At 66.1% G+C, this 24,853-nt stretch carries 26 protein-coding genes; 11 read left to right on the top strand and 15 right to left on the bottom strand.

Annotated features, from left to right (window positions below; genetic code table 11):
- Positions 1-172: 172 nt before the first annotated feature.
- Positions 173-2,275, bottom strand: a complete 2,103-nt coding sequence (locus tag NGM07_RS10345; RefSeq protein ID WP_253510854.1) for a thermonuclease family protein — start codon at positions 2,273-2,275, stop codon at positions 173-175.
- Between the two features lie 178 nt (positions 2,276-2,453).
- A complete protein-coding gene (locus NGM07_RS10340; RefSeq protein WP_253510851.1) occupies positions 2,454-2,804 on the bottom strand; it encodes a winged helix-turn-helix transcriptional regulator in 351 nt (116 codons plus the stop codon).
- Between the two features lie 145 nt (positions 2,805-2,949).
- Here NGM07_RS10340 and NGM07_RS10335 point away from each other — a divergent pair, with 145 nt between their 5' ends.
- The 4 genes from NGM07_RS10335 to NGM07_RS10320 all read left to right on the top strand — a co-directional run bounded on the left by NGM07_RS10335 (position 2,950) and on the right by NGM07_RS10320 (position 5,975).
- The gene (locus tag NGM07_RS10335) at positions 2,950-3,978 is read left to right on the top strand and encodes a ring-cleaving dioxygenase (RefSeq protein WP_253510848.1); all 1,029 of its coding nucleotides are present in this window, start codon (positions 2,950-2,952) and stop codon (positions 3,976-3,978) included.
- Complete coding sequence (locus NGM07_RS10330) at positions 3,975-4,637, top strand: alpha/beta hydrolase (RefSeq protein ID WP_253510845.1); 663 nt, start codon at positions 3,975-3,977, stop codon at positions 4,635-4,637. The genes NGM07_RS10335 and NGM07_RS10330 overlap by 4 nt, the downstream gene beginning before the upstream one ends.
- 79 nt (positions 4,638-4,716) lie before the next feature.
- On the top strand, positions 4,717-5,382 hold the full coding sequence (hisH, locus tag NGM07_RS10325; RefSeq protein ID WP_253510842.1) for an imidazole glycerol phosphate synthase subunit HisH: 666 nt from the start codon (positions 4,717-4,719) through the stop codon (positions 5,380-5,382).
- A gap of 260 nt (positions 5,383-5,642) precedes the next feature.
- Entirely contained in the window at positions 5,643-5,975 is a 333-nt protein-coding gene (locus tag NGM07_RS10320) for a hypothetical protein (protein ID WP_253510839.1), read from the top strand.
- Between the two features lie 87 nt (positions 5,976-6,062).
- Here the strand turns inward: NGM07_RS10320 and NGM07_RS10315 are convergent, their stop codons facing one another.
- From NGM07_RS10315 to NGM07_RS10300, 4 genes are all read right to left on the bottom strand, one after another.
- Entirely contained in the window at positions 6,063-6,410 is a 348-nt protein-coding gene (locus NGM07_RS10315) for a hypothetical protein (protein ID WP_253510837.1), read from the bottom strand.
- 178 nt (positions 6,411-6,588) lie between these two features.
- Positions 6,589-6,756 carry a DUF8143 family protein gene (locus NGM07_RS10310; RefSeq protein ID WP_253510835.1) on the bottom strand — a complete coding sequence of 56 codons (168 nt, stop codon included), beginning with the start codon at positions 6,754-6,756 and terminating at the stop codon, positions 6,589-6,591.
- The gene (locus NGM07_RS10305; RefSeq protein WP_253510832.1) at positions 6,756-6,971 is read right to left on the bottom strand and encodes a zinc ribbon domain-containing protein; all 216 of its coding nucleotides are present in this window, start codon (positions 6,969-6,971) and stop codon (positions 6,756-6,758) included. Before NGM07_RS10305 ends, NGM07_RS10310 begins: the two co-directional genes overlap by 1 nt.
- 63 nt (positions 6,972-7,034) lie before the next feature.
- Entirely contained in the window at positions 7,035-7,565 is a 531-nt protein-coding gene (locus tag NGM07_RS10300; protein WP_253510830.1) for a DUF6790 family protein, read from the bottom strand.
- Positions 7,566-7,725: 160 nt separating this feature from the next.
- On the opposite strand from NGM07_RS10300, the gene NGM07_RS10295 reads away from it, so the two are divergent.
- From NGM07_RS10295 to NGM07_RS10285, 3 genes are all read left to right on the top strand, one after another.
- Positions 7,726-8,835: a tRNA (guanine(26)-N(2))-dimethyltransferase gene (locus tag NGM07_RS10295; protein WP_253510827.1), complete on the top strand. Its 1,110-nt coding sequence runs from the start codon at positions 7,726-7,728 to the stop codon at positions 8,833-8,835.
- Positions 8,836-8,929: 94 nt separating this feature from the next.
- Positions 8,930-10,171, top strand: a complete 1,242-nt coding sequence (locus NGM07_RS10290) for a YhjD/YihY/BrkB family envelope integrity protein (RefSeq protein ID WP_253510824.1) — start codon at positions 8,930-8,932, stop codon at positions 10,169-10,171.
- A 128-nt stretch (positions 10,172-10,299) separates the two neighbouring features.
- A complete protein-coding gene (locus NGM07_RS10285) occupies positions 10,300-11,130 on the top strand; it encodes a phosphatase PAP2 family protein (protein ID WP_253510821.1) in 831 nt (276 codons plus the stop codon).
- 45 nt (positions 11,131-11,175) lie between these two features.
- Here the strand turns inward: NGM07_RS10285 and glnA are convergent, their stop codons facing one another.
- Positions 11,176-12,546, bottom strand: a complete 1,371-nt coding sequence (glnA, locus tag NGM07_RS10280; protein WP_253510818.1) for a type I glutamate--ammonia ligase — start codon at positions 12,544-12,546, stop codon at positions 11,176-11,178.
- 126 nt (positions 12,547-12,672) lie between these two features.
- Between glnA and lrp the strand changes: the two genes are divergently transcribed.
- Positions 12,673-13,134: an HTH-type transcriptional regulator Lrp gene (gene lrp, locus NGM07_RS10275; protein ID WP_253510815.1), complete on the top strand. Its 462-nt coding sequence runs from the start codon at positions 12,673-12,675 to the stop codon at positions 13,132-13,134.
- Between the two features lie 165 nt (positions 13,135-13,299).
- On the top strand, positions 13,300-13,647 hold the full coding sequence (locus NGM07_RS10270) for a DUF7344 domain-containing protein (protein WP_253510813.1): 348 nt from the start codon (positions 13,300-13,302) through the stop codon (positions 13,645-13,647).
- Between the two features lie 219 nt (positions 13,648-13,866).
- On the opposite strand, the gene thsA is transcribed toward NGM07_RS10270, so the two are convergent.
- From thsA to eif1A, 6 genes are all read right to left on the bottom strand, one after another.
- Complete coding sequence (gene thsA, locus NGM07_RS10265; RefSeq protein WP_253520176.1) at positions 13,867-15,543, bottom strand: thermosome subunit alpha; 1,677 nt, start codon at positions 15,541-15,543, stop codon at positions 13,867-13,869.
- A gap of 260 nt (positions 15,544-15,803) precedes the next feature.
- Positions 15,804-16,469 (bottom strand): hypothetical protein, encoded by a 666-nt coding sequence (locus NGM07_RS10260; RefSeq protein WP_253510811.1) that lies wholly within the window; start codon positions 16,467-16,469, stop codon positions 15,804-15,806.
- Positions 16,470-17,101: 632 nt separating this feature from the next.
- A complete protein-coding gene (locus NGM07_RS10255; protein WP_253510808.1) occupies positions 17,102-17,650 on the bottom strand; it encodes a KH domain-containing protein in 549 nt (182 codons plus the stop codon).
- A gap of 778 nt (positions 17,651-18,428) precedes the next feature.
- The gene (gene rio1, locus NGM07_RS10250) at positions 18,429-19,292 is read right to left on the bottom strand and encodes a serine/threonine-protein kinase Rio1 (protein WP_253510805.1); all 864 of its coding nucleotides are present in this window, start codon (positions 19,290-19,292) and stop codon (positions 18,429-18,431) included.
- Positions 19,293-19,388: 96 nt separating this feature from the next.
- Positions 19,389-20,057 (bottom strand): nitroreductase family protein, encoded by a 669-nt coding sequence (locus NGM07_RS10245; protein WP_253510803.1) that lies wholly within the window; start codon positions 20,055-20,057, stop codon positions 19,389-19,391.
- 518 nt (positions 20,058-20,575) lie between these two features.
- Positions 20,576-20,866 carry a translation initiation factor eIF-1A gene (gene eif1A, locus NGM07_RS10240; protein ID WP_253510801.1) on the bottom strand — a complete coding sequence of 97 codons (291 nt, stop codon included), beginning with the start codon at positions 20,864-20,866 and terminating at the stop codon, positions 20,576-20,578.
- Between the two features lie 100 nt (positions 20,867-20,966).
- Here eif1A and NGM07_RS10235 point away from each other — a divergent pair, with 100 nt between their 5' ends.
- Positions 20,967-21,173, top strand: a complete 207-nt coding sequence (locus NGM07_RS10235; RefSeq protein ID WP_253510798.1) for a DUF7470 family protein — start codon at positions 20,967-20,969, stop codon at positions 21,171-21,173.
- A 152-nt stretch (positions 21,174-21,325) separates the two neighbouring features.
- Here NGM07_RS10235 and NGM07_RS10230 read toward each other — a convergent pair whose 3' ends face one another.
- Positions 21,326-22,312, bottom strand: coding sequence for a tyrosine--tRNA ligase (locus NGM07_RS10230; protein ID WP_253510795.1), 987 nt, complete (start codon positions 22,310-22,312; stop codon positions 21,326-21,328).
- 179 nt (positions 22,313-22,491) lie between these two features.
- On the opposite strand from NGM07_RS10230, the gene NGM07_RS10225 reads away from it, so the two are divergent.
- Complete coding sequence (locus tag NGM07_RS10225; RefSeq protein ID WP_253510792.1) at positions 22,492-22,722, top strand: hypothetical protein; 231 nt, start codon at positions 22,492-22,494, stop codon at positions 22,720-22,722.
- Positions 22,723-22,817: 95 nt separating this feature from the next.
- On the opposite strand, the gene NGM07_RS10220 is transcribed toward NGM07_RS10225, so the two are convergent.
- Positions 22,818-24,821 (bottom strand): DUF460 domain-containing protein, encoded by a 2,004-nt coding sequence (locus tag NGM07_RS10220; RefSeq protein ID WP_253510790.1) that lies wholly within the window; start codon positions 24,819-24,821, stop codon positions 22,818-22,820.
- Positions 24,822-24,853 lie beyond the last annotated feature (32 nt).

Genomic DNA, 24,853 nt, shown 5'->3' with positions numbered 1-24,853 from the left:
CTATTTTCTCTATATGTCTCTCCGTCCGATAGGTGTGCGTCGGGTCGGCACGCCGAAGACTCGCACGGGGTCGACTACGTGCGGAGTCGACCCTGCACCGGTCGATGCGGTATCGCCGGGCGGTCGCGACCGCCCGGCGACCCGACGCCGCCTCCCGGCGCTCCGGACCGACTCAGCTGTACTTCGAGAACAGTGGGAACGAGGCGTCGAACGCCGTCGTCGTCGGGATGGTGCGGTCGCCGTTCACGTTGTTCGAGCTATCCGTGATCTCGTCGGCGCTCAACCGCAGGTCCGTCCCGAGCGCGTTCGCCAGGTCGTTGAGCGTCGCACGCGCGGCGTCGGTGGCTCTGGAACTCCCGAGCAGCACGACGGCGCCACCGTCGGCGAGGAAGCCGCCGATGGCGTCGACCTCGCTCGACGCGTAGCACTCGGTCGGCGCGGTGACGACGAGCGCCCGGGCGCCCGAGAGCTTCGCGCTCGTGATGTCGTTGACCTGCTCGAAGCCGATGTCCTGGCCTTCGAGGTAGCGCTGGTAGTAGGCGGCGTCCTCGCTCGACAGCGCGAACTCGGCCCCGAACTGGCCGTGACCGCCGTCGATGAGCACGTCGCCCGACGAAGCGTCGCCGAGGTAGTCGAGGAGGTTCGTCGCGAGGACGAAGTTCTCGTAGCCGGAGGTGTCGACGGCGAAGCCCTCGGCCGACTCGTAGCTCTCGTCGACGAACGGCGACCCGACGAGGCCGACGCCGGCCGACTCGTCCACGCCGACCAGCGGAATCCGGTCGTAGCCGACGCTCCCGCCGGTCTGGGTCGCGGTCGATTCGGCGTACACCGGGACGCGCGAGTCGGCGATGGCGCCCGCCGCGGTCCGGACGCTCGACGCGTGCGGGAAGAAGAGGTCGTCCACGTCGCGGTCGCGGATCTCGCTGGAGGCGTCCGGGTCGCTCCGGCCCCAGACGCCCGTGCCGTTCGCGCGGGCGGTCGCCTCGACGGCCCGGAACGCGTCGTGTTTCGTCAGGCCCGACCCGTAGACCCGGGCGTATCCCCGCTCGACGGCCCGCCGGTTGTAGAGTTCGTCGCGGTTCCCGTCGCCGTCGGCGTCGTAGTAGACGTAGCCGAGCAGGCGGTCGTACGCGTCGTAGGCGCCTTCCTCGGGGTCGGTTTCGACGGTAACGGTCGCGCCGTCGAGTTCCCGGGTCGCGAAGTCGGTGGCGTTCGCGCCCCAGTCGCCGAGGTAGCTTAGACTCTCGATGCCCTCCCACTCCTGGACGCGCTCGGCGTCCCTGTTCTGCTTCTTCTCGGGCGTGTCGATGCCGAGGACGCGCACCGACTCGCTCGTCCCGTCGTCGAAGTCGACGTCGAAGGTGTCGCCGTCGGTGACGTTCGCGACGGTTCCGGTCTTGGGTCCGTCGAAACCACTGCCGCCGCCGAGTCCGGGCCGGTTCGAGAAGTAGCCGAAGTTCGACTCGTTGAAGTTGCCCGTGAGCACGTCGTAGTTGGCCCCGGTGTTGTTCGAAGCGTCGACCACCTCGTCGTCGTTGTACCGGAACGACCGCTGGAGGTAGCCGGCAACGTCGTTCAGGTTTTCGGTTTCGTCGTAGTCGCTGTAGTCCGACTGGCCGTGGAGGAACACCACGCCGCCGTTCTCCACGTAGTCGAACAGCGAGTTCAACTCGGAGGTCGTGAACGTCTCGCTCGGCGAGGTGATTACCGCGGCGTCGGCCGACGGGAGGTCGGCGACGAGCGAGGACGTCGCGTTCACCGCGTAGCCGTTCTCCTCGGCGTAGGACTCGAACGCCGAGAACTTCGAGAGGCCGTAGTACTGGCCGTGACCCTCGTCCCAGAGCACGGTGCCCGACCCGCCGAGTTTCTCGTCCCAGACGTTCAGGACGAACTCCTCGTTGCCGTACGTCCAGTCGGCGTCGCCGTCGTTGACGAGCATCGCGCCGAACCCCACGACGTTGCCGTCCACCGCGACCACCGGGACGTCGGTGGCGTCGTCGTAGGCGTAGGCGTTCCCGTCGCCGTCGGCGTCCGTGTTCGTCGCCGTGCTCTCGGCCCACACGGCGACGACCGACGAGTCGGTCAGCGCGCCGTAGTTCGAATCCAGCAGGCTGGTCGCCGACGCGAATTCGAGGTCGGCGACCCCGCTCGATTCCCCGCAGTCGGCGCCGACCGCGGCGCGCGCGGTACCTGCGAGTTCGTCGACCCCTTCGACCGCCGTCACGCTCGCGGCGGTGGAGGCCGCGGTGAGTTCGAGGAAGGTGCGTCGTTGCATTGTCGCACTCACTCGTTCGGCACGGTAATTATTAAGGCTAAGTATTTGGAAACAATTGGGGATGGTTGCGAAACATTCCCGCGGGTTCCGGAACCGTTCGCGCTGACGATGAAGGTGCGGTCGACGGCGAAGGTTCGGCCGCGGGCCGACGGCGGCGCGTCGAATCGACCGCGAGGGGTCACTCGGCGTCGTCGGCCGACGCGTCGAGCCACTCGCGGGCCCACGACTCTATCTCCTCGAAGACGGGACAGAGCGACCCGCCCTTCTCGGTGAGCGAGTAGTAGGTGGCGACCGGCGAGTCGGGTTCGAGGCGGCGCTCGACGAAGCCGGTTTCCTGGAGGTCGTCGAGGACGCGCGAGAGGGTGCGGGAACTCGCGCCGGTCGAGCGCTTGAGTTCGTTGAACCGCTTCTCGCCGTCCTGGAGGTCGTGGAGCACGACGAGTCGCCACTTCGAGCCGAGTTGGTCGAGCGAGTCGATGACGAAGCAGGTCTCCTCGCTGTAGCCGTCGTCCTCGTCGGGCAGGGACATCGGTGTTACCTGATTACCCCCTCGCCAGCGAACGCCTAAAGCGGTTCGGGTGCGAACCTGCTAACGTCGTGTTACCGCCGGCGCGGTCGAGTCGACTCGACCGCGCCGACACGCTACGCGATACGCAACTCCGCACGTTCCGTCCATGACCGACCGAGTATCCGGCGTCCACCACGTCACGGCGATCGCGAGCGACCCCCAGCGCAACGTCGAGTTCTACACCGACGTCCTCGGCCTGCGACTGGTGAAAAAGACCGTCAACTTCGACGACAAGTACACCTACCACCTCTACTACGGCGACGAGCGCGGGACGCCCGGCACCATCCTGACGTTCTTCCCGTTCGACGGGGCCGCCCAGGGCCGGGTCGGCGCGGGCCAGGTCGGCGCGACGGCGTTCGCGATTCCGCCGGGGTCGGCCGACTACTGGGTCGACCGCCTCGAATCGAAGGGCGTCTCGGTCGGCGATTCCCGCGAGCGGTTCGGCGAGACGGTCGTCCCCTTCGAGGACCACGACGGCCAACCGCTCGAACTGGTCGAGTCGGCGTCCAAATCCGACGGAATCGACCCGTGGGACGACAGCCCGGTCCCGGTCGAGCGCGCGATTCGGGGCTTCCACGGCGTCACGCTGAACTCGACCGACTTCGGGGCGACCGCGACCGTCCTCGAGACGATGGGCTACGAGCGCGAGGGCATCTCCGACGACGGGACCGACGGCCGCACGCGCTTCCGCGCGGCGGGTGACCGCGCGAGCGTCGTCGACCTCGTCGACGCCGCCGACGAACAGCGCGGCCGGCAGGGCTACGGCACCGTCCATCACGTCGCGTTCCGGACGCCCGACGACGAGTCCCAGGCGGCCTGGCGCGACCGCCTCGGCGACGCCGGCCTGTTCGTCACGCCGGTCAAGGACCGTCAGTACTTCCGGTCGGTCTACTTCCGGGAACCCGGCAGCGTCCTCTTCGAAATCGCGACCGACCCGCCGGGGTTCACCCGCGACGAAACCGTCGAGGCGCTGGGCACCGACCTGAAACTCCCGCCGTGGCTCGAAAACGACCGCGAGGCCATCGAGTCCCGACTGCCCGAGATTCACGTCTCCGAGCGCTCGCGCTCGGAGACGCGAGCGGACGGCGGCGGGCCGGCCGGTCATGACGACTCGACCGCGGAGGCCGACCGATGAGCGCCCAAGGCGACGACCCCCACGGCGACCAGCCGCTGGAGACCGCGGGCGCGCCGCTCGACGCGGCGCGCGCCGCGGTCGTGCTGGTCCACGGGCGGGGCGCGACCGCTCGGGGGATGCTCGGACTCGCCGACGAACTCGCCGTCGACCCCGAAGCGGAGGGTATCGCCCTGCTCGCCCCGCAGGCCCAGCGGGGCACCTGGTACCCCCAGTCGTTCCTGGCCGACCTCGACGCCAACGAACCCTGGCTGTCGTCGGCGCTCGCGAAGGTCGGCGACGCCATCCAGACCGCGGTCGACACCGGCGTCGACCGCGAGCGGACGATGCTGGTCGGCTTCTCGCAGGGCGCGTGTCTCTCCTCGGAGTTCCTGGCGCGCAACGCCCGCCGCTACGGCGGTCTGGGGGTGCTCTCGGGCGGCCTCATCGGCCCGGAGGGGACTCCGCGGGACTACGACGGGTCGCTGGACGGGACGCCCATCTTCCTCGGGTGTAGCGACCGCGACCCCCACGTCCCCGCCGAGCGCGTCAGCGAAACCACCGAGGTCTTCGAGGAACTCGGCGGCGCGGTCGACGAGCGCATCTACGAGGGGATGGGCCACACTGTCAACCAGGACGAACTCGCGGCCGTCTCCGAGATGGTCGCCGACCTGACCGAGTAGCGCCCGCCCGCGGTCGGCCGGGGGCCGTCTCTTCTCCCCAAGGGAAAGCGACTTGCCCGCGTCGCACCCAGGTCTACACATGAGCACGACTACGAGCGCGCGCGAGCGCGAATCCGCCGAGGCGTCGGTCGTCGTCGTCGACTACGGACTCGGGAACCTCCGGAGCGTCACCCGCGGCCTCGAACGCGCGGGTGCGAGCGTCGAAATCAGCGACGACCCCGAGGCGTTCGGCGAGGCCGACGGCGTGGTTCTCCCGGGCGTCGGCGCGTTCCGCGAGGGCGTCGAGAACGCCGGGCCGTACCGCGAGGCGCTGGCCGACGTCGCCGAGTCGGGGACGCCGCTGTTCGGCATCTGTCTCGGGATGCAGATGCTGCTGACCTCCAGCGAGGAGGCCAACCGAGCAGGTGCGAGCGAAGTTCGCGGCCTCGACCTGATTCCGGGGACGAACGTCCGGTTCGCCGACGACGTGACGGTGCCCCACATGGGCTGGAACGAACTGTCGGTCGAACGCGACCACCCGCTGGTCGAGGACGTCGACGGCGAACACGCCTACTTCGTCCACTCCTACTACGCCGTCCCCGACGACCAGAACGCGGTCGTGGCCGCGACCGACTACGGCGAGCGGTTCCCGGCGGTCGTCGCCGACGAGGCGGGCACCGTCTTCGGCACCCAGTTCCACCCCGAGAAGAGCGGCGAAACCGGACTCCGCATCCTCCGGAACTTCGTCGGCCTCTGCGCCGAGTGACCGGGTCACTGCGGATGCGCTCTCGGGCGACCTCACGAACGAGTGGCAGCGCGGCCGCAACTGCGGCCGCGCCGCCGCTCGTCCGCTGACGGGGCCGAATTCCGTCTTTTTGCCTCCGGAAACGACGTTTCGTTTAGCGAGAGTGACGGTCCTATTTCCCCGAACCGGAGTTAATTTCTACTTTCACTGCTACATAATAGTTAAGTAGATATCGTGAGTAATTGTAGACGGCACCGCGCCACGAGAGGTAATTAGTTACAATGAACGCACGCACGCTCGAAGGTCACGCCCGTCAGGACGCCGAACCCGCATTCACCGCGCCGATCACCGGTCCGATTACGGCCGACACGCCGATCACCGGTCCCATCACGGGCGACGCACCGATTACCGGTCCCATCACGGGCGACGCACCGATTACCGGTCCCATCACGGGCGACGCACCGATTACCGGTCCCATCACGGGCGACGCACCGATTACCGGTCCCATTACGACGTCGCCTATCACCGAACCCATCACGGCCGGCGCGCCCATCACGGCGTCGCCGATTACGGGTCCGATAACCGCCGACGCGCCGATTACCCGAGGCGTATAATCCGAGGACCACGGGCGAGACCCCGACGACCGTCCGACGGGTCGCCGAACGTCGCGCCGCCCTCGAACCGAGACGCGCCGTCCATTTTTAGAGAAACTCTCGCACGTCGGAGTACCACATGTCGTGGTGGTCCACGGCGTCCACGCGCTCGGCGATGGCGACTGCGATGACGTGCCAGCAGAGGTCGGTGGGGTCGTCGGGGTCGAGATTGTACTCGCTGTCCCGACAGCCACAGCCCATCCCCTCCACGACGTACTCGTCGTCGTAGCCGACCACCACGGTGAAGTCGCGGTACTCCTTGACCCGGCGCTCCGAGACGGCCTCGATGGCCTGCGCGCCCCGGTCGTCGTGGACCGCCAGGATGCGGTTCGTCACGGCCGGCGTGAGTCGCCCGGCGTCGGCGAGGTCGGCCTGCCACTGCTCGACCCCGTTCACGGGTACACCTCCGGGGTCGGCGGGGAGGCGTCGCGCTCGATGGCGTCGGCCGGGAACACGGGCGAGGAGTTTGGACGGCGGGACTAAACGGTTTCCGGTGTCGCCACGGTGACCGGTCGACGGAACCGGCGCTCCCGCGCGGCGCGACGGCTTCGTTCGTCACTACCGCTCGGCACCGTCACCGCCAGTCGCGGTCGCCGGTGTCGCGCCGCGCGATTCGTTCGGCCGACTCGCGGTCCATCTCCTCGCGCTGGTCGTGTTCGCTCCGCACCAGCGCGTACAGCGCGAGCGGAGCGACGACCGCGAACAGGAGGAACAGCACGAACACCGCACCGAATTCCGCCATCAGCCCAGGAAGATGTCGACGATGTCGCTCGACCCGGAGGTTGTGTCCCGGTAGAGTTCGGAGTACCCGCAGTTCGTGCAGGTGACGACCTTGAAGCTGTTCGTCTGGATGTCGAACATCTTCGAGAGGCCGCCGCCGGTCGTCGAAATCTTGCCGACGTCGGTGCCGGTGTGGCCGCACTTCGGGCAACCGCGGTCGTCTGAGTCGGAGACCATACGCCGTATCGTTAGCTATCCATCATGAGTCTTCTGTCTGCGCTCGGCCGACCGCCAGGTGTCTCACCCGAACCGAAACGCGAGCAGGACGAGTATCGTCGACTGCACCGCGACGTTCACCAGCACGAACTCGGCGCGGTTGCCCGGACGCGCGTTCCCGCGCGCTCTCATCTCCCGGATGTGTACGCTCTGGGCGCCGAGGACGAAGACTGCCTTTCCGATTCCGGTGGCGAGCCAGAACTTCCCGTGGAACCAGATGCAGAGCACGCCCAGGACGCCGAACGCGAGGTTGGTGAACGCGACCTCCTTCTGGAACGGGTTGCCCGCCGGCCAGCCGATGGAGGCGGCGACCTCGTCCGACCGGAAGTAGTGACCCAGGAACGCCCACAACCCCTGGAACCCGGCGGTGAACGCGAGAAAGCTAACCAGCGCCGACTCCACGAGCGGCCGCTCCAGGAACACCACCTGCGCGCCAGTCGCGACGAGCGCGGCGAGCGCGAACACCACCGGGTAGGCGGCGACGATTCGGTCCACCAGCCCCTGTTCGGTCGCGGGCGACGAGTCGCCCGCGACCTCCTCGCTCTCCGATGCCATTGTCCCGAGCGGTCGCGTCGCGGTCGGTGCGACGGTGTGGGGTCGACTCGCACGCGCATAAAACTCGCGCCGGCCGACGTGCGACGTCGGCACCGCCGACACGGAGCGCCGACCGGCGGCGACCCGACGGCGTAAAAAGGCGGGAGTTCCGACTACGGGTATGAACGTCCGGGAAGGCGCGGTCGAGGTCGAGGTCCCCGAACAGGACGGGGAGGGAGTCGGCGACGAGGTGTTCTTCAACCCCGTCCAGGAACTGAACCGCGACCTCACGGTCGCGGTCCTGCGGGCCTACCGCGACCGGGAACCGCGCGCCGAGTCGTACCTCGACGCGATGGCCGCCAGCGGAATCCGGGGCGTCCGCGCCGCCGCCGAGGGCTGGGACGTGACGATGGCCGACATCGACCCCGACGCGGTCGCCCTGTGCGAGCGCAACCTCGAACGCAACGATTTGGAGGGCGAGGTCGTCCGCCGCGACGCCAACGCGCTCATGCACGACGGCGTCTTCGACGTGGTGGACGTCGACCCGTTCGGCACGCCGATTACCTTCGCCGACGCCGCGTTCGCCAACGCCCGCGACCTGGTCTGCGTCACCGCGACCGACACCGCGCCGCTGTGCGGCGCGCACTTCCACAGCGGGGTCCGCAAGTACGGCGCAGTCCCGCGAAACACCGACTACCACGCCGAGATGGGCGTCCGCGTCCTACTGTCGGCGCTGGCGCGCACCGCGGCCCGCTACGACGCCGGCGTGACCCCCATCCTGACCCACGCGACCAACCACTACGTCCGGACGTACCTCGAACTCGACCACAGCGCCACCGACGCCAACGCCGCCGTCGACGAACTCGGCCACGTCTACCACTGCGAGGACTGCCTCTACCGGGAGGCCGACGAAGGGCTGATCGCCGACCCGCTCGACGTCTGCCCGGAGTGTGCGAGCGAGCGCGTCCTGGCGTCCGGGCCGTTGTGGCTCGGCCCGACCCACGACGCCGATTTCGTCGCGGCGGTCCGCGACGAAATCGACCCCGAGATGGGCACCGCGACCCGGGCGGAGCGACTGCTCGACGCGCTCGAAGGCGAACTCCACGAGCCGACCCACTACGACCAGCATCGCCTCTGCAAGGAGTGGACCCGGTCGGCGTCGGGTATGGACGAGTTTCTGGACCGCCTGCGCGACGCCGGCTTCGAGGCCTCGCGCGCCCACTACGGCGGCACCACGTTCAAGACGCCCGCGACGGTGCGAGAGATACGCGAGGCGACACGACCGGCGTGACAGTGACGCGACCGACGTAACTCCGCGGGTTCGCGGGCCAAGACCCCGATACGTTGCCCGTGAATATTTGTATCTCGTCGGCGAAACAAGTCCCGTGCCTAGTCGAATCGGAAGCGCCGTCACCGTCGGACGGTCGGTCATCGAAGAGGCTCGCGAGCAGGAGATAACCTTCCTCGCGGCGAGCATCGCGTACTACGCGTTCGTCTCGCTCATCCCTCTGCTGTTGCTGGCGTTTATCGTCGTCTCGTTCGTGGCGGGCGAGCAGTTCGCGAGGCAGGTCATCAGGCAGGTGTCCGGCCTGCTGACCGCGACCGGCGAACAGCAGTTGCGGGAGTTCATCCTCAACCCGGCCAACCAGGGCGGTACCACGGTCATCGGCCTGGTCGTGCTCGCGTGGTCCTCGCTGAAGGTGTTCCGTGGACTGGACGAGGCGTTCTCGGCCATCTACGCCACCGAGAGCGGCACCGGGCTGATGGACGAACTCAAGGACGGACTCCTCGTCCTGGCCGCCATCGGCGCCGCCGTCGTCGTCGTGGTGCTGGCGGGCGTGGCGACCGCGCTGTTTCCGAACTTCCCGTTCGTCGGCCTCGTCTCGACGCTGATACAACTGGTCGCGCTGGTTCCCGTCTTCCTCCCGCTGTACGTCGTCTTCCCCGACGCCGACGTGGGAGTCCGGGAGGCGCTCCCCGGCGCGGTCGTCGCGACGGTCGGCTGGACGGTGCTGCAGGTGCTGTTCCGTATCTACGCGCAGTTCAGTTCGACCGGTCCCTCGCAGTTCCTCGGCACCGCGCTGTTGCTGGTGACGTGGCTGTACTTCGGGAGCATCGTCCTCCTGCTGGGGACGGTGGTGAACGTGGTCTTCGCCGAGCGAGGGAGCTACGCCGAGCGGACGAAGGACGACGAACAGGCGCGCATAGAACGAAAACAGGAGATACTGGCTCAATACATGACTGACGACGAATCCGCTCCCGACATCGTGGATCTCCGCGACGAACTCCGGGAGTTACGGGCGGACGTGGAATCGTTCGAGGAGGACATCGAATCGCGCACGGTCGAGAAGCCGGAGGTGGAGTCCGAACTGAAGAGCTACGTGCGAAAGCAGATGCGCCGGGGTCACGCCCGCGGCTGGGGGCCGTACCTCGTGTTGCTGTACGGCACCGTGATGACCCTCGGGGCGTTCTTCTGGCTCGAAAGCGGGTGGGCCATCGGCGCGATGCTGGTCATCTGGCTGTCGACGCTCGGCCTCTACACCCTGATGGTGATGCTCGGCTTCGGCATCAGCGCCGCGAGCCTCCCCGGTCGCATCAGCGACCGGGTGTCGAACCTCCGGTCGTAGCCGACCGCCTCCGGTCGTAGTCGACTCGTCCGGCGACGGTTCGTCGGTCGGCGGCGGTTTCGGTATTCGGTCGCGGCGAACGCGCTCAGTCGTAGCGTATATCCTCCCGGCGACGCAACTCCCCGACAATGAACGGACGGGGTTTCGGTATCGCGCAGGCGCTCGAACAACTGTTACCGCCGCTCGTCAGGGAGGCGTTCACGGTCCTCACCCAACTGGGCGACGCGTGGTTCATCTTCACCGCGGTCGCGCTCCTCTACTGGTTCGGCGAGCGCGAGGAGGGCGCGTTCGCGCTCGGGGCGGTGCTGGGGGCGCTGGCGCTGACCGTCGCGCTCAAGGGACTGTTCGAACTCCCGCGGCCGCCCGCCGGCATCCGAGTCGGTCACGCGAGCGGCTACGGCTTCCCGAGCGGCCACGCCATCGGCGCGACTGTGCTCTGGGGCGTGCTCGTCGAGGCGCTCGAACACCGGAACCGTCGGTGGCGCGCTATCGCCGCCGCGGCCGTCGTCGCGGTCGTCCTCACCTCGCGGGTCGTCATCGGGGTCCACTACTTCGTCGACGTGGCGGTCGGCGCCCTCATCGGCCTGGCATACCTCGGGGGACTGCTCCACTGGGGCGACTGGCGGCCCCGCCGCGCGTTCGCCGCGGCGGGCGTGTTCGCGCTCGCGGCGCTGGCGACCGCCGGCCTCTCCCCCGACGCGGTGGCGACGCTCGCGGGCGTCGTCGGCGCCGGCGCGACGTGGCTGACGTTCGACGGACCGCCGCGGACGCCGGTCAACGCGCCCGCCGCGTTCGCTGGACTGCTGGCGCTCGCCGCGGTCGGCTACGTCGGCAACGAACTCGAACTGTCGCTGCTCGCGGTGTTCGGTTTGAACATGGTCGTCCCCGCGGGAATCCTGTTGCTCCCGGTCGCGGTCGACCGTGCGCGAGAGATGGGGTCGGGGACGCCGATCCGATAGAAGACGACGGAGAGAAAAGCGGCGAGGCCGTGATCGGTGGCCGACTCAGAACTTCTCGAGGTACTTATCTTTCTCCCACGAGGAGACGTGGGTCTTGTAGTCGGCGTAGTCGGCGCGCTTGGCCTGGACGAACTTCTCGGTGACGTGTTCGCCCAGCGCCTCCTGGACGACCTCGTCGGCTTCGAGTTCGTCGAGCGCGCTGTCGAGGCTGCCGGGGAGCGTGGTGATGCCGTACTCGTCGAGTTTGGCGTCGTCGAACTCGTAGATGTCCTCGCGAACCGGTTCGCCAGGGTCGGCGTCGTTCTCGATGCCTTCGAGTCCGGCCTTGATGACGACGGCGAGGGCGAGGTAGGGGTTCGACGACGGGTCGGGGCTCCGAATCTCGAACCGGGAACTCGCGCCCGCGGCGTCGGGCACGCGGATGAGCGCGGTGCGGTTGACGTCGCTCCAGGCGACGTACACCGGGGCCTCGTAGCCGGGCACCAGGCGCTTGTAGGAGTTGACCGTCGGGTTCGTGACCGCGGTGAACGCCTGGGCGTGGTTCAGGACCCCGCCCATGAACTTGTAGGCGGTTTCGCTCAGGTTGAACTCGTCGTCCTCGTCGGCGAAGGCGTTGCCCTCGTCGTCGAAGAGGCTGATGTGGGAGTGCATGCCCGACCCGTTGATGGCGCTGATAGGCTTGGGCATGAACGTCGCGTGGATGCCGTTCTGCTCGGCGACCGCTCGGACGACCGCCCGGAACGTGGCGATGTTGTCGGCCGCGGTGAGCGCGTCGTCGTACTTGAAGTTGATCTCGTGCTGGCCGTCGGCGACCTCGTGGTGGCTGGCCTCGATCTCGAAGCCCATCTTCTCCAGCGTGAAGATGATCTCCCGACGGACGTCGCTGGCGAGGTCCTTGGGCGCGAGATCGAAGTAGCCGCCCGAGTCGTGGGGCTTGGTGGTCGCGCGCCCCTCCTCGTCCTTCTCGAAGAGGAAGAACTCGGGTTCGGGACCGATACTGACGGTGTAGCCCATCTGCTCGGCCTCGTCGAGGACGCGCTTCAGCACCTGGCGGGGGCCGCCCGCGAACGGCGTGCCGTCGGTGTTGACCACGTCGCAGATGAGTCGCGCGCTCGCGGAGTCGCCGTTCGACCGCCACGGCAGCACCGCGAACGTCTCGGGGTCGGGTTCGAGGCGCATGTCGCTCTCCTGAATCCGGACGAAGCCCTCGATGGACGAACCGTCGAACCAGATGCCCTCCTCGAACGCCTTCTCGACCTGGGAGGCCGGAACGCTCACGTTCTTGACCGTCCCCGTGATGTCAGTGAACTGGAGGCGAACGAAGTCGACGTTCTCCTCTTCGATACGGCGTAGTACGTCCCGCTCGGCCTCGCTCAAGCCGGAATCTTTGCTAGCAGCAATTTGTCCATCCGTCATCTTTGTCGTCAGTCTGCACGAGTACGTCCACTACTAAAACGTTACTGGTCGGCGCAATTCTGGGTTTCAGCCGAGAGAATTGGATGTTCGTAAAATTCTAATGGGTGGGGCGAGATGGTGGACGTAATGACGTACGAAAATCTCGATGCGAAGTTGGTGAACGCGCTGTTAGACGACGGCCGAGCGAGCCTCCGGAGTCTCGCGGAGGAACTCGACGTGTCGGTGACGACGGTTTCGAACCACCTCAAAGATTTGGAAGAGGAGGGAATCATCGACGGTTACACCCCGAAAGTCGACTACGACGCGCTCGGTTACGACGTGACCGCCATCGTCCAGTTGAAGGTCGAGGGCAACGCTCTGGCCGACGTGACCGAGCGACTGCGGAACGCCGACCGGATGATAAGCGTCTACGAGGTGACCGGCGACTACGACATCATCGCCGTCGGGAAGTTCGCCGACACCGACGGGATGAACCGCCAGATCAAGGAACTGCTCAACGACCCCGACATCAAGGAGAGCAACACCAGCGTCGTGCTCAACGCCGCCAGCGAGCACGAGCAGTTCGAACTCGAAATCACCGACGCCTGAGTCGGCGGCGGACGCGACGTTGCGTTGCGGGTCGGCCGGCGGCGAGAGCGACGGCCGTCCCGAACGTGGTGATACTTCTCTGCCGAGGAAAAGCACCCCAACGTTAACAGGTTCGTCTGACGTACGTCAGACGGTGGGCGGTCGTCACGGAGGTCTCAGATACGCATGGATAGTTCGACCAACGACGTGAACGGGGACCTGTCGCCGGACGACGTCTTCGAGCTACTGGCGTCGCGACACTGCCGGTACGCGCTGTACGAACTCTGCGAGCACGAACGGCTCGCCGTCGACGACCTCGCCCGTCGGGTCGCGGCCCGGGCGTCCGACGACCCCGCCGGCCCCGACGAGGAGTCCGTCGAGCGGGTCGAGGTTCGACTCCACCACGCTCATCTCCCGAAACTCGAAACGCGCGGTATCGTCGAGCGCGCGGGCGACGACGTGGCCGTCGCCCGCGCCGTCGGGGACGTAGAACCCTTCGTTCGGCGGGCGCGGAAGTACGAGGAAGGACAGTAGCCACGACAGCGTGTGGCGGTCGAGCGACACCGACGAGGACGTAACCCGGAGCGACGTCGCGTCGCCACTGGCGCACTGGGTCGAAAGAAACGAAGCTCGTTTTCGGAAGTCGGTGCGGTTCGCGGGGGTCGGTTGGCGAGTGAGAGGCGTGCGGCCTCCTTCGCATCGGCTACGTCGAGCGAAACTCGACGGCCTATGAAAATCGGTTTCTGACCGATTTTACATAGCGCCGCCCATGCCACCCATACCGCCCATGCCGCCCATGCCGCCGCCCATTCCGCCGCCGGGTGCGCCTCCCGCGTCGCCGCCGTCGTCGCCGTCGACCTGACCGCCCTTCAGGTCGCCCGCGGCGATGACGTCGTCGATGCGCAGGAGCATGACGGCCGCCTCGGTGGCCGACTCGATGGCCTGGGTCTTCACGCGGAGGGGCTCGACGACGCCGTCCTGCTCCATGTCGACGACTTCGCCGGTGTAGGCGTCGAGGCCGGAGTTGAACTCGCCACCGTCGTGCTTGCTGCGGAGGTCGACGAGGCTGTCGATGGGGTCCAGACCGGCGTTCTCCGCGAGGGTGCGCGGGATGACTTCCAGCGTGTCGGCGAACGCCTCGACCGCGAGCTGTTCGCGGCCGCCGACGGAGTCGGCGTAGTCGCGCAGTTCGAGCGCGAGTTCGGTTTCGGGCGCGCCGCCGCCGGGCACGACCTTGCCGTCTTCGAGGGTGACGCGAACCACGCCGAGGCTGTCGTCGATGGCACGCTCGACTTCGTCAACGACGTGTTCGGTGCCGCCGCGCAGGATGAGGCTGACGGACTTGGCTTCCTCGACGTCCTCGACGAAGATGCGCTGGTCGCCGCCGACGTCCTTCTGGGCGACGGAGCCGGCGAAGCCGAGGTCCTCCTCCTCGATGTCGTCGACGTTGCTCACGAGGGTCGCGCCGGTGGCACGGGCCAGCTTGTCCATGTCGTCGGACTTCGCGCGCCGGACCGCGATGATGCCCGCTTCCGCGAGGAAGTGCTGGGCCATGTCGTCGATGCCGCCGTCGACGAAGACGACGTCGGCGCCGACCGCCTCGAGCTTGTCGACCATCTCGCGGAGCTGCTGTTCCTCCTGGTCGAGGAACTGCTGGAGCTGGTCGGGGTCGGTGACGTTGACCTCGGCGTCGATCTCGGTTTCCTTGATCTCGAGCGCCGAGTCAACGAGCGCGATGTTGGCGTCCTCGGCGAAGTAGGGCATGTTCTCGTGGACGCGCTCTTTGTCCACGATGACGCCCTCGACCAGTTCGGACTGGTCGATGGAACCGCCGACGACCGTCTCGATCTTGACGTTACCGGTGTCGATGCCCTCCTCGTCGGCGACGCTCTGGACGGCGCGGACGACGAGTTCCGAGAGCAGGTCCTTGGCGTTCTCCGCGCCCTTGCCGGTCATCGCCGTCGAGGCGATCTTCTCGAGATACTCGGTGTCGTCGGCGTCGACGTCGATGGCCTTCTCCTCCAGAAGTTCCTTGGCCTTCTCGGAGGCCTGGCGGTACCCCTGGGCGAGCGTGGTCGCGTGGATGTCCTGTTCGAGGAGGTCCTCGGCCTTCTCGAGGAGTTCACCGGCAACGACGACCGCGGTGGTCGTCCCGTCGCCGACCTCGTTCTCCTGCGTCTCGGAGACTTCCACGACCATGTTGGCCGCGGGGTGCTCGATGTCCATCTCCTTCAGGATGGTGACGCCGTCGTTCGTGACGACGACCTCGCCCGTCGAGTCGACGAGCATCTTGTCCATCCCCTTGGGACCGAGCGTGGTACGAACGGCCTCCGCGACCGCCGTCCCGGCGGTGATGTTCATCGACTGTGCGTCCTTTCCGGAGGTGCGCTGGCTGTCCTCGGAAAGTACGATCATCGGCTGGTTGCCCATTCGCTGTGCCATATTCACCTGAATGATTGATTGCTATTCTACATAAATCTTTCCCTCTGGAGTACGAGAACCCGCCGCACGGCGGTGTGATAGCACCATGAGAACTCTTCGCACGGAGATTTTTATAGGAGGGGCGTCAAAGAGGCGTCGCGAGGAAGTGACGGCTGATTCCGGACGTACCACTTAGTGTGATAGACGGGAACGAGACGCCTTTCGTACGACGTATAGAAAACGGACGGCGATGGCCGAATCCCACTGGCTCAACAACAGCCGATCTTGACCCACTGGCAGTGTCCGACCCAGCAGTTCGGACACTCTATCTGCTCCTCGATTCTCGACCAGTTATCGTATCCGCAACAGGCGACGCACGTCGTACAGTAGCGGTAACCCGAACAGTGGTCCATCGTACCGACAGAATCGTCTGCGACGATCTCGTTAAGAGGTTGACCTTGGAACTGGTTTTCGTACTCGTAGACGATCGAACTGCCGTCCTCTCTGTGAAGAACCGCCCTTGGCTCGTAGTCGGAGAGGGGAAGGTTGATCTCCAGCCTCTGCCCGTCAAACACCTTGTGGAAATTCAACTGCTCTATCTCTCCGTTGACTCGTAGTCGCGTTATACCACCTGGTTTCGAATCGTCTTCCAACCGATGCGCAGGGAAATCTTCGATTGATCGCCGGGAAAGATGCCCTTCAGCAACTAGCGTTTCGAACAGCGGGGAATTGATGACGCCGTCCAGTTTCTGAAGAGCGGAACTGACGTCGACGTCAACGGTTTCGACGCTGGTCGAACTCTGAGACACGTTCTCTGCCGACGCTGTTCCTGCTAGGCCAACTGTAGCGGTCAGTCCAGCAGCAACGCCCCGCAGTATGTTTCGCCGCTTCGGTGAAGTCTGGCCAACTTGTGTGCGTTCTCTTTCTTCTGTCATTCGCACACACATGTAGGAAGTAAGCTATGATAAAATTTTGTACTAGTTAGAAAATATACTTATGCGAATTCTTGGGTATATTATCGCGCCCACTTCGTCTCATTAGATTTATATCATGAGTGCGCACTAATACAGATACAGCGAAATGGCGATAGAATTCTCACTGAATCGTGTTACCGATTGGCGAACGTGGTTGAGTTTAGGCAGTCTCGCATTCGGAGTCTGTATCTTCGTCGTGCTTCTCGGTTCATCGCTTCCCCACACGATACTGGGGTTCTCGACCCCCGGAATCCTCCAGTCCGTCGTTCGGTGGGGGTTCTATACCTCGATCGCTTTCTTCTTCGTCTCTTTCGCTTGCTTGCTCCGACGTCAACGATAACGAGGAAGTATACGAACTTCCGTTTGGAGACGTAACCCCGAACGGGGTAGGAGTGGCGGAAAGTCACCAAATCTAACACTGTGACTCCGCGCCCGCGATAGAGCGGTCTACGAGTCTACGAGTTCGGGATACTGATGGACGCTATCTCGTACCGAACAAGCACGGTAGTCGAACGTAGAAGCAACGCAGAACCAGTCACAAGTGAGAATTTCCATTGCTGGCTGAAAGGCCCGTAATGGAACGGTTTTCGACTCTACCCGGTGAACTGGTGGAACTCCATCCCCTGGCGCTTCATCTCGTTGCGCTTGCGTTCGAGGAACGAGTAGACCGACCCGTGGGGCGCGCCGTCCAGAATCATCTCGGCGGCGCTCCGGACCACGTCGACCTGCGTGGGATTGCCGATGATGCCCATCGTGGTGCCGTAGATGACGACGTCGGCGCCGGTGAGTTCCTCCATGAGTTGGCGGGTCCGGCCGTTCTCGCCGATGAGTCGGCCCTTCTGGCGTTCGAGGTCGTTCTTGTTCCGGGCGGCCGCGTCGATATCGATGATGTCGAACATCATCATGTCGTCGTCGAGCAGCGCGAGCGCGTCCTCGGGGGCGAACCCCCGACCGATGGCCTTCACGATTTCGGGTCCCTTGAGTCCCCGGATGGGGTCGCCGGTCTTCTCGACCTCCACGGACCCGTTCTCGGAGTCGATGTCGAGTCGCACCTCCGCGCGACTCTCGATCTCGCGCATCGTTTCACCCCCTTCCCCGATGAGAACGCCGATCCGGTCCTGCGGAATCTTCACGTGTTGCATGGCAGTACGTATTGGCTGTGGCCGTTTTAACTCTTCGTCCGCGCCGTCTGGGTGTGAATGGCAGTGGAACGGGGCGGTGGTTTCGTGGCTCCTTCGGGACTATCTCGGACGAAGGCAGTCGGAAACTTGACGGCGACTCGAATGTGACGAGAACCCCCAGAAAGCCCTCGTACGCTACCCTCCCGCGGCTCGCTGCGCTCCTCGGCCGTGCCTACGGCACGGCCTGCGGTGCTTAACTTCGCCGGGGTTCGGGTAGCGCACTCGCCCTTTCAATCCTCCAGGACCGCAACCGCCAGCCACACGCCTCCCCAGCCGATTCCCTCGTTCCCTTCGGTCACTCGCTCATCCACCGTCGGAGCTTCGCTCCGACGAGCCTGCACTTGCTTTGCTCGTGCAGACCTCGCGCATGAGGGCGCGGCATGAAGCACCGTCAGACCGAAGGTCTGGCGAGCCTGCGTTCGCCGCGCTCACGCAGACCGCGCCAGCGCGCGTCAGGTAGAAAGTGGAGATTCGCACGTTTTCACAACCGGATGGCGCGCGGACCCCGAATCCGAAGGATTCGGCTTCTCGTGCGAGGGGCGAGTATCGCAGGCCACGAGCGAGAGCGAGTGGCCGAGAAACGCAGTCGGCTGGGGAGGGTCAAGGCACTCATTTGTGACGTGTTAGAGGCGGTAGAGGCGGTAGAGGCGAAGGCGGTCGCTGAGAATGCAGTCGCGGAAGAAGCAACCCCGCTAAATTCTACCGAAGCTATCGCTCTCTGTCCTACTCCTGGCCGACCTCACTTATCGGGGTCAGAGTTCTCCCGGACCCAGTCCTCCAACTCCTCGCCCGTAACCTCCATCCCCTGGCGCTGGAAGAACGAGGCGACGTTCGCGCAGTCCCGCGTCAGGAACTCGTCGCTGTTGGGGTGGTGGATGGTTACGGCCTGCCCGAGGTCAATGATGACGAGTTCGCCGTCGTGGACGATGATGTTGTACTCGCTCAGGTCGCCGTGGACCAGTCCGGCGTCGTAGAGCCGTCGCATGTACTCGCGGACGACCTCGAAGGCCGTTTCGGGATTTTCGAGGTGGGCGTCGTCGAGCGTGGGCGCGCGGTCGCCGTCACTCCCGAGGAACTCCATCACGAGGACGTTGCGCTGGACCGCGATGGGTTCGGGCACCCGGACGCCGGCTTTCGCCGCGCGCTTGAGGTTGGCGTACTCCTTGCGGGTCCACGCCAGCACGACGCGCTTCTTGTTCCCCCCGAGTTCCTCGAACCGGGGGTCGCCCACGAGGTACTCGCGCATGTCTCGGAAGTCCGAGGCGTTGATGCGGTAGATCTTCACCGCGACTTCGCCGCGCTCCTCTGAACCGAGCGCGCTGTAGACGGTCGCTTCCTTCCCCGAGGAGAGGGGACCGCCGAACGCCTGGACGTAGCCGTCCTGGACGAGTTTGTACAGCGCCGCGAGCGTCGCGTCGTCGAACACCGACTGTTCGACCTTGAACTGCTCGGTGTCCACGAGTCGCTCGCGGAACTGGTTGAACTCGCGGTCGCGCTTGCGCGCGATGCGGTCGGCCTCGGTGTCGGTTACGTCTATCTCTTCCCACTCGTCGCCGACGCCCTCGGCGTTGTCGGGGTCGAGCAGGCTGTACTCCTCGGACATCTATCTCGCTATTGCGCCCCCAGCGGTAAAAGGAGTCGGTCGGCGGCGGCGAAGCGAATCGCCGAAACAATCGGTCGGCGGTTGGCGGTCGGCGTCTCAGTACGACTCGCGGTGCAGAATCTCGTCGACGCTCCGGCGGGGCAGTCGCTCGGGTTCCTCGCCGCCGCTCGGCCCGACCGCGATGAGCATCACGGGCACCTTGTCGGCGGGCAGGTCGAGGAACTCCGCGATTCCCTCGGCGTCGAAGCCGATCATCGGCGTCGCCTTCAGCCCGCGCGCGTGCGCGGACAACAACAGGTTCTCCGCGGCGAGGCTGGCGTTCCGGATGCCGTAGTCTCGGCCCATCCGCTCGTCCTCGTACATCTCGACGGTTTGAGCCTTCGTCTGCTCGGCGGACGCCTCGTCCATGCGACCCGCCGCCTCCCACTCGTCGAAGACGCGGTCGGCGGTTTCGGCTTCGGTGTGGCCCACCACGAGTATCGCGGTGCCGGCCTCCCGGATGTGGTCCTGGCCGTAGGCCAACTCGACGACTTCCTCCAGTCGGTCGTCGTCCTGGACGGCGACGAACTCCCACGGCTGGAGGTTGTACGACGACGGTGCGAGTGCCGCGTCGCGAATCAGTTCTTCGAGCGTCTCGTCGTCGAGCGCCTGGGCGTCGGGGTCGAAGTTGTGGCCCGACCGCCGGGTCCGGATGGCCTCGATGGCCGCCGGAAGTTCCTCGTCGTGCGCCACGTCCTGCTCGTCGAACTCCAGTTCTGGTGCCATTATTTCTGGATAGGGGCTCCGACTTTAATGCCCGCACGGAACCGCGCGGTCTTGCCGATTGGGGTGTGGTGTCGTGACCGGGGCGTAACCGACCGACGCGACGGTTACCGACGTATTTGAAATCTAAAATCTACGGTGACCGTCCCGCGAGAGACGAGACTACTCCGCGGCCAGCGCGGCGCTCCCTGACGGGAACGCTGCGCGACGCGAACGCTCCGCGAACTATAGGCCGAGCGATTGTCTCTCTGAACGGTAACGCGCTCCTCGACCGACCGCCGACCAGCGAGCCACAGGCTCGCGCATATTCTTCTGTACCGCGAGCGAACGAAGTGAGCGAGCGGGCCGAGGAACCGTCGAGGAGGACGCCTCCGGCGTGCGACGAGGCGGTGACGCCGTGTCTGCGTGAGCGAAGCGAACGCAGGCTCGTCAGAGCGAAGCTCTGACGGTGCTTTTGGTCCAGCTTTTGTCAGGCAGGAAACGCCGCGAAGCGGCGTTTCCGACCGCAGCAAAAGGTGGTCTTATTGGATGTGACCTTCCTGACGGAGCTGGTCGGCGTCCTGCTTGTCGTAGCGCCACGTGATGTCGGCCTTCTCGTCCTGCCAGTCCCACGGTTCGACCAGCACGACGTCGTCCTCGCGAATCCAGATGCGCTTTTGCATCTTGCCGGGGATGCGGGCGGTCCGCTCGACGCCGTCGGCGCATCGTACTTTCACGCGGTTCGCCCCGAGCATGTTGGTGACGGTGGCGAAGACCTCGTCGTCGTCGGGCATGCGGAGGTTCTTCCGCCGTCCGCCGTCGTTGTCGCTCATGTCTGCGGTTTGGTGACCCTGAGGTTTAAATATGCCGTCGTTCGTCCGTCACGTCCCGGGAGCAAGGGTGTTTAAGTCGCACCCGAACCGAACCCGTCGTATGCTCGGGAAACTCGGTGCGAAAGGAATCGTCGGCGTGCTCCTCCTGCTCGGAGGAATCGCGGTCATCGCGATACAGAACCTCCTCATCGCGGCCGGCATCGGTCTGGTCGTCGTCGGGTTCGTCCTCGTGGCGTGGGGCCTCATCTCCGGATTCATGTCGAGTTTCGGCCTCGGCGGGATGATGGGCGGCGGCGGCTTCGAGTGAGTCGGCCGACCGAACGCTCTCGACCCGTACCGACGACTGCCGTGTTCTGACGGAGACGGTCGGTGCCGGTCGAGACGGTGGAGAAAGAACTTCGGGGCGGGCGTCGGAATCGACCGCCGGTCTACCGGGAAGTGCGACTTCGGGGAGACGGCTCAGTTCTGCGCTTCCAGTTCCTTCAGTTTCTCGCGGCCCGGGGCGACCAGTTCGTCGAGGTACGACGCCAGCGCCGACTTGGCGTCGGCGGGGTGGAGTTCGCCGCCCTCCAGGTCGTCGGCCAGCGACTCGTAGTCGTCGTACTCCAGGTTCCCGCCGTACTTCTCGGGGCGCTCGACGACGACGCGCTCGAACCGCGGGAAGACGTGGTACCGGAAGATTTCGAGGACGGGGTTCTCCAGGTCGCCCTCGGGGTCGCGGGTCGGCGGGCAGAACGCCGAGTTGACCTTCTCCTCGATGTCCTCGGTGGAGTCCTCCATCGAGATGGTGACGCCCGAACTGCTCGACATCTTGCCCTCGCCGGTGCCGATGTCGGCGAGGATGGGCGTGTGGAGGCACGGCCGGGCGTCGTAGCCGATTTCCGGCAGTTCCTCGCGCATCAGCATGTGGACCTTCCGCTGGTCCATCCCGCCCACGGCGAGGTCGAGGTCGAGGTATTCGATGTCGAGCGCCTGCATCAGGGGGTAGACGATGTGGCTGACCTTCGCGGTTTCGCCGCCCTGCAACTCGGCCATCGCGCGCTGGGCGCGGTTGAGCGTCGTGCCGAGTTCGAGTTTGTGGAGGTCGAGCGCGTAGTCCTCCTCCAACTGGTACTCGGAACCGTAGACGAACTCGGTCTGGGACTCGTCGAGGCCGTAGGCGAGGAACTGCTGGCGCATCTTCTCGGCGGTTTCCTCTATCTCCTCGAAGCTCCCCTTCCCGTTGAGGTAGGCGTGGACGTCGGCCAGCAGGACGACGACCTCCATCCCCGCGTCCTGGAGGTCGATGAGCTTGTTTGCAGTGAGCATGTGCCCGATGTGGAGCACGCCGGAGGGCTCGTAGCCGACGTAGACCCGTTTGCCTTCGGGGTCGTCGGCCAGCGCCTCCACCTCCTCGTCGGTGACGGCCTCCTCGACGTTCCGCGTGATGAGTTCGTAGGCGTCCATACGCGGTGAGTGTCCCGCGTTCGGCTTGAGGCTTCCGACACTGTGACGCCGGCTCTCGTGGCAGTTCTCCGCGCACCACCGCAAGGAATTTAGGTGGACTTTCGCGGCGAACACCGGGAAGCCCGTGCTCGCTGATTCAGCGACCACGCTTTTGCCGCTGGACAGCGTGAACACCGGGTATGGAAGACGAATACGAGGCCACGATCGACGGGAGCTTCGAGTACGGCGACGAGGAAGGGTACGTGAAAGAGAGCGGAACGGTCGGCGTCGAGTCCGACAGCGCGGTCCACATCCACCTCAAGGCCGACGAGCGCGACGAAGGAATCCACGCGCGAGCGACGCTCACTCCCGAGGTGGCCCGGGCGGTCGGCGAACGCCTGATCGAACACGCCGACCGAATCGAGGAGTGAGTCGCTACCGCTCGACCTACGGGGAATCGAAACGGGCCGGACAGCGCCGACGCCGGCGTCGGCGCTATCCGAGTTGGACGCTACCCGGTCGAGCGCTACCCGCTCTGACCGCTCGCGCCCGACGACCCGTACTTGGTTTCGGCGCGGTGTTCGCTGATTAGCTGGTCCAACTGGGCCTCCTTCCGGGCCTTGCGGCGCTCCTCGGCCCGGTCCTCCCAGTCGTCGATGACCGCCTCGACCTCGCGGTCGCGCGCGACCGCGAGGTCGTCGACCTCCTGAATCGTCACGTCGTCGGCCGGGCCGACCGGAATCTCGCGCTCGAACAGCACCTCGTCGGCGATGTCCGAGATGCCGCCGTCGCGCGTGAGGACGACCCGGGGTTCGACCTCCGCGAGGCGCTCGGCGGTCGACCGGCCCGCGCCGGAGGCGTCCCGGAGCAACACCACGTCGTCGGTCGCCAGGCCGAAGCTCTCGTGGGCCGCCTCGATGGCCTCGTTGGTGAACTTCGCGACGGGCTTGACCGGGACGAGCCCCTGCTTCTTCTCGGCCACGTCGCTGAAGTTCGAGTGGTCGAGCTTCCAGAGTTCCTTCAATCGCGCGAGTTTGCCTTCGAGTTCCTCGATTTCGTCGTCGCGCTCGTCGAGTTGGCGCTCCAGTCTGTCGTTCTGCCGTTCGAGGCGGGTGACCGCCCGGCGCTCGCGGGCCTCGCGGCGCTCCTCGCGGCGGGCGTCGGTGAGTTCGCCCTCGAGTTCCTCGATGCGGTCGTCCTTCTCCGCGACCGTCTCGTTGAGGTCCGAGACGTGGGATTCGAGTCGCTCGACCTGCGACTCCAGTTGCTTGATGCGCTTTTCCTCGGCGGTGAGTTCCCGGGGTGTGTGCTCGGTTTCCTCCTCCTCGACCGGTTCGTCCTCGGTCAGCGCGTCGAGGGCGACCTCGACGCTCTCGCCGCCCGCGACCACGCGCGCGGTGACCTCTCCGCGGTCGATGCTCGGGGGAACCTTCGCGGCGATGCGCTCGAACTGTTCCTCGCGGTCGTCGAAGGCGTAGAGCGCCGCCGCCATCGCGTCGCGCTCGTGGTCGTTGTCGTAGTCGTGGTCGCGGGTCCGGTGTTGCTTCTCGTCGACCGGGAGGTCCGACGCCGGCTCCCACCCGGCGGCGTCGAAGCTCCGCCGGATCTTCTCGACGGTTTCGGGCATCGGCTCGACGTCGGCCGCGACCACGACGGGCCGGCCGCGCTCGATTATCCACTCGATGATCTCGGCGGTGTCGGCGGTGCGGGTGCTCAGCACGTCGAGGAGCGTGCCGTCGAGGTCGACCACCGCGACGGCCGTCGTCGTGCCCGGGTCGATGCCCACCAGCACGTGGTCGCGGCGCTTGGCCAGCGGTTCGAACTCGATACCGTCGCGGCGCTGTCGCTCGATTTCGACCCGAACGTCGCCCGACCGCCGGTTCGAAACCGGGATGTCGCCGGGCGGGGCCTCGACCGTGAAGACGGCGTTCGAGAGGCCGCCGTACTTCTCGGTCGTCTCGCGCTCGAACGCCAGACCGGCCTTCTCCAGGTCGCTCTCGATTTCGCGGGCCTTCTTGCGCACCGCGCCGTGGATGCGCCGGGTGAACCGGTCCTCGCTCCACCCGCCCTTGCCGGTCGAGCGCCCCCGCGAAACCTTCACCGTGGTCGTGTTCTCGAAGGCCGAAACCTCGTAGCCGACGTTGGCGGCCGCCAGCCTGGCGGCCGCCTCGGCCTCCTTCATCGGCTTCTTGCCGTACGGGACGCCGTGGCGCGAGGCGACCCGCGAGAGCGGTTCGGGTCGCTCGGCGCCGGTCACCTGGACCAGTCGCGTCCGGTCGGGGAGTTCCCGGAGGAAGTGGACCAGCGCGTCCTTGTCGGGCGCGAGTTCGTACATGTTGTCGGTCGCCAGGAAGGCGGGCTCCTCTCGCTCGACGAGTCGCCGGAGTTTCCGGTGGCTCACCACGTCGCGGTCGACGTTCTCGCCGTCGAAGGCGACCAGCGCGTAGGAGGGCGAGTCGCCGCGGACGTCCCCGCTCTGAACGTCCACGCCGAAGACGAGCGTATCGAGGGCACTCGTGCGCGCGTTCACGGCCGGGGGTATGCGGCGGGAAGATATAAATC

This window comes from Halorussus vallis (genome assembly GCF_024138165.1).
Lineage (GTDB): Archaea > Halobacteriota > Halobacteria > Halobacteriales > Haladaptataceae > Halorussus > Halorussus vallis.
The sequence above is the reverse complement of the archived record's forward strand: the minus strand, read 5'-3'. Positions and strand labels throughout refer to the sequence as shown.

Coding starts and splice junctions, on each gene's coding strand:
- NGM07_RS10345 (WP_253510854.1), bottom strand. CDS start 2,275: ATGCAACGACGCACCTTCCTCGAACTCACCGCGGCCTCCACCGCCGCG.
- NGM07_RS10340 (WP_253510851.1), bottom strand. CDS start 2,804: ATGTCCCTGCCCGACGAGGACGACGGCTACAGCGAGGAGACCTGCTTC.
- NGM07_RS10335 (WP_253510848.1), top strand. CDS start 2,950: ATGACCGACCGAGTATCCGGCGTCCACCACGTCACGGCGATCGCGAGC.
- NGM07_RS10330 (WP_253510845.1), top strand. CDS start 3,975: ATGAGCGCCCAAGGCGACGACCCCCACGGCGACCAGCCGCTGGAGACC.
- hisH (WP_253510842.1), top strand. CDS start 4,717: ATGAGCACGACTACGAGCGCGCGCGAGCGCGAATCCGCCGAGGCGTCG.
- NGM07_RS10320 (WP_253510839.1), top strand. CDS start 5,643: ATGAACGCACGCACGCTCGAAGGTCACGCCCGTCAGGACGCCGAACCC.
- NGM07_RS10310 (WP_253510835.1), bottom strand. CDS start 6,756: ATGGCGGAATTCGGTGCGGTGTTCGTGCTGTTCCTCCTGTTCGCGGTC.
- NGM07_RS10305 (WP_253510832.1), bottom strand. CDS start 6,971: ATGGTCTCCGACTCAGACGACCGCGGTTGCCCGAAGTGCGGCCACACC.
- NGM07_RS10300 (WP_253510830.1), bottom strand. CDS start 7,565: ATGGCATCGGAGAGCGAGGAGGTCGCGGGCGACTCGTCGCCCGCGACC.
- NGM07_RS10295 (WP_253510827.1), top strand. CDS start 7,726: ATGAACGTCCGGGAAGGCGCGGTCGAGGTCGAGGTCCCCGAACAGGAC.
- NGM07_RS10285 (WP_253510821.1), top strand. CDS start 10,300: ATGAACGGACGGGGTTTCGGTATCGCGCAGGCGCTCGAACAACTGTTA.
- glnA (WP_253510818.1), bottom strand. CDS start 12,546: ATGACGGATGGACAAATTGCTGCTAGCAAAGATTCCGGCTTGAGCGAG.
- lrp (WP_253510815.1), top strand. CDS start 12,673: ATGACGTACGAAAATCTCGATGCGAAGTTGGTGAACGCGCTGTTAGAC.
- NGM07_RS10270 (WP_253510813.1), top strand. CDS start 13,300: ATGGATAGTTCGACCAACGACGTGAACGGGGACCTGTCGCCGGACGAC.
- thsA (WP_253520176.1), bottom strand. CDS start 15,543: ATGGGCAACCAGCCGATGATCGTACTTTCCGAGGACAGCCAGCGCACC.
- NGM07_RS10260 (WP_253510811.1), bottom strand. CDS start 16,469: ATGACAGAAGAAAGAGAACGCACACAAGTTGGCCAGACTTCACCGAAG.
- NGM07_RS10255 (WP_253510808.1), bottom strand. CDS start 17,650: ATGCAACACGTGAAGATTCCGCAGGACCGGATCGGCGTTCTCATCGGG.
- rio1 (WP_253510805.1), bottom strand. CDS start 19,292: ATGTCCGAGGAGTACAGCCTGCTCGACCCCGACAACGCCGAGGGCGTC.
- NGM07_RS10245 (WP_253510803.1), bottom strand. CDS start 20,057: ATGGCACCAGAACTGGAGTTCGACGAGCAGGACGTGGCGCACGACGAG.
- eif1A (WP_253510801.1), bottom strand. CDS start 20,866: ATGAGCGACAACGACGGCGGACGGCGGAAGAACCTCCGCATGCCCGAC.
- NGM07_RS10235 (WP_253510798.1), top strand. CDS start 20,967: ATGCTCGGGAAACTCGGTGCGAAAGGAATCGTCGGCGTGCTCCTCCTG.
- NGM07_RS10230 (WP_253510795.1), bottom strand. CDS start 22,312: ATGGACGCCTACGAACTCATCACGCGGAACGTCGAGGAGGCCGTCACC.
- NGM07_RS10225 (WP_253510792.1), top strand. CDS start 22,492: ATGGAAGACGAATACGAGGCCACGATCGACGGGAGCTTCGAGTACGGC.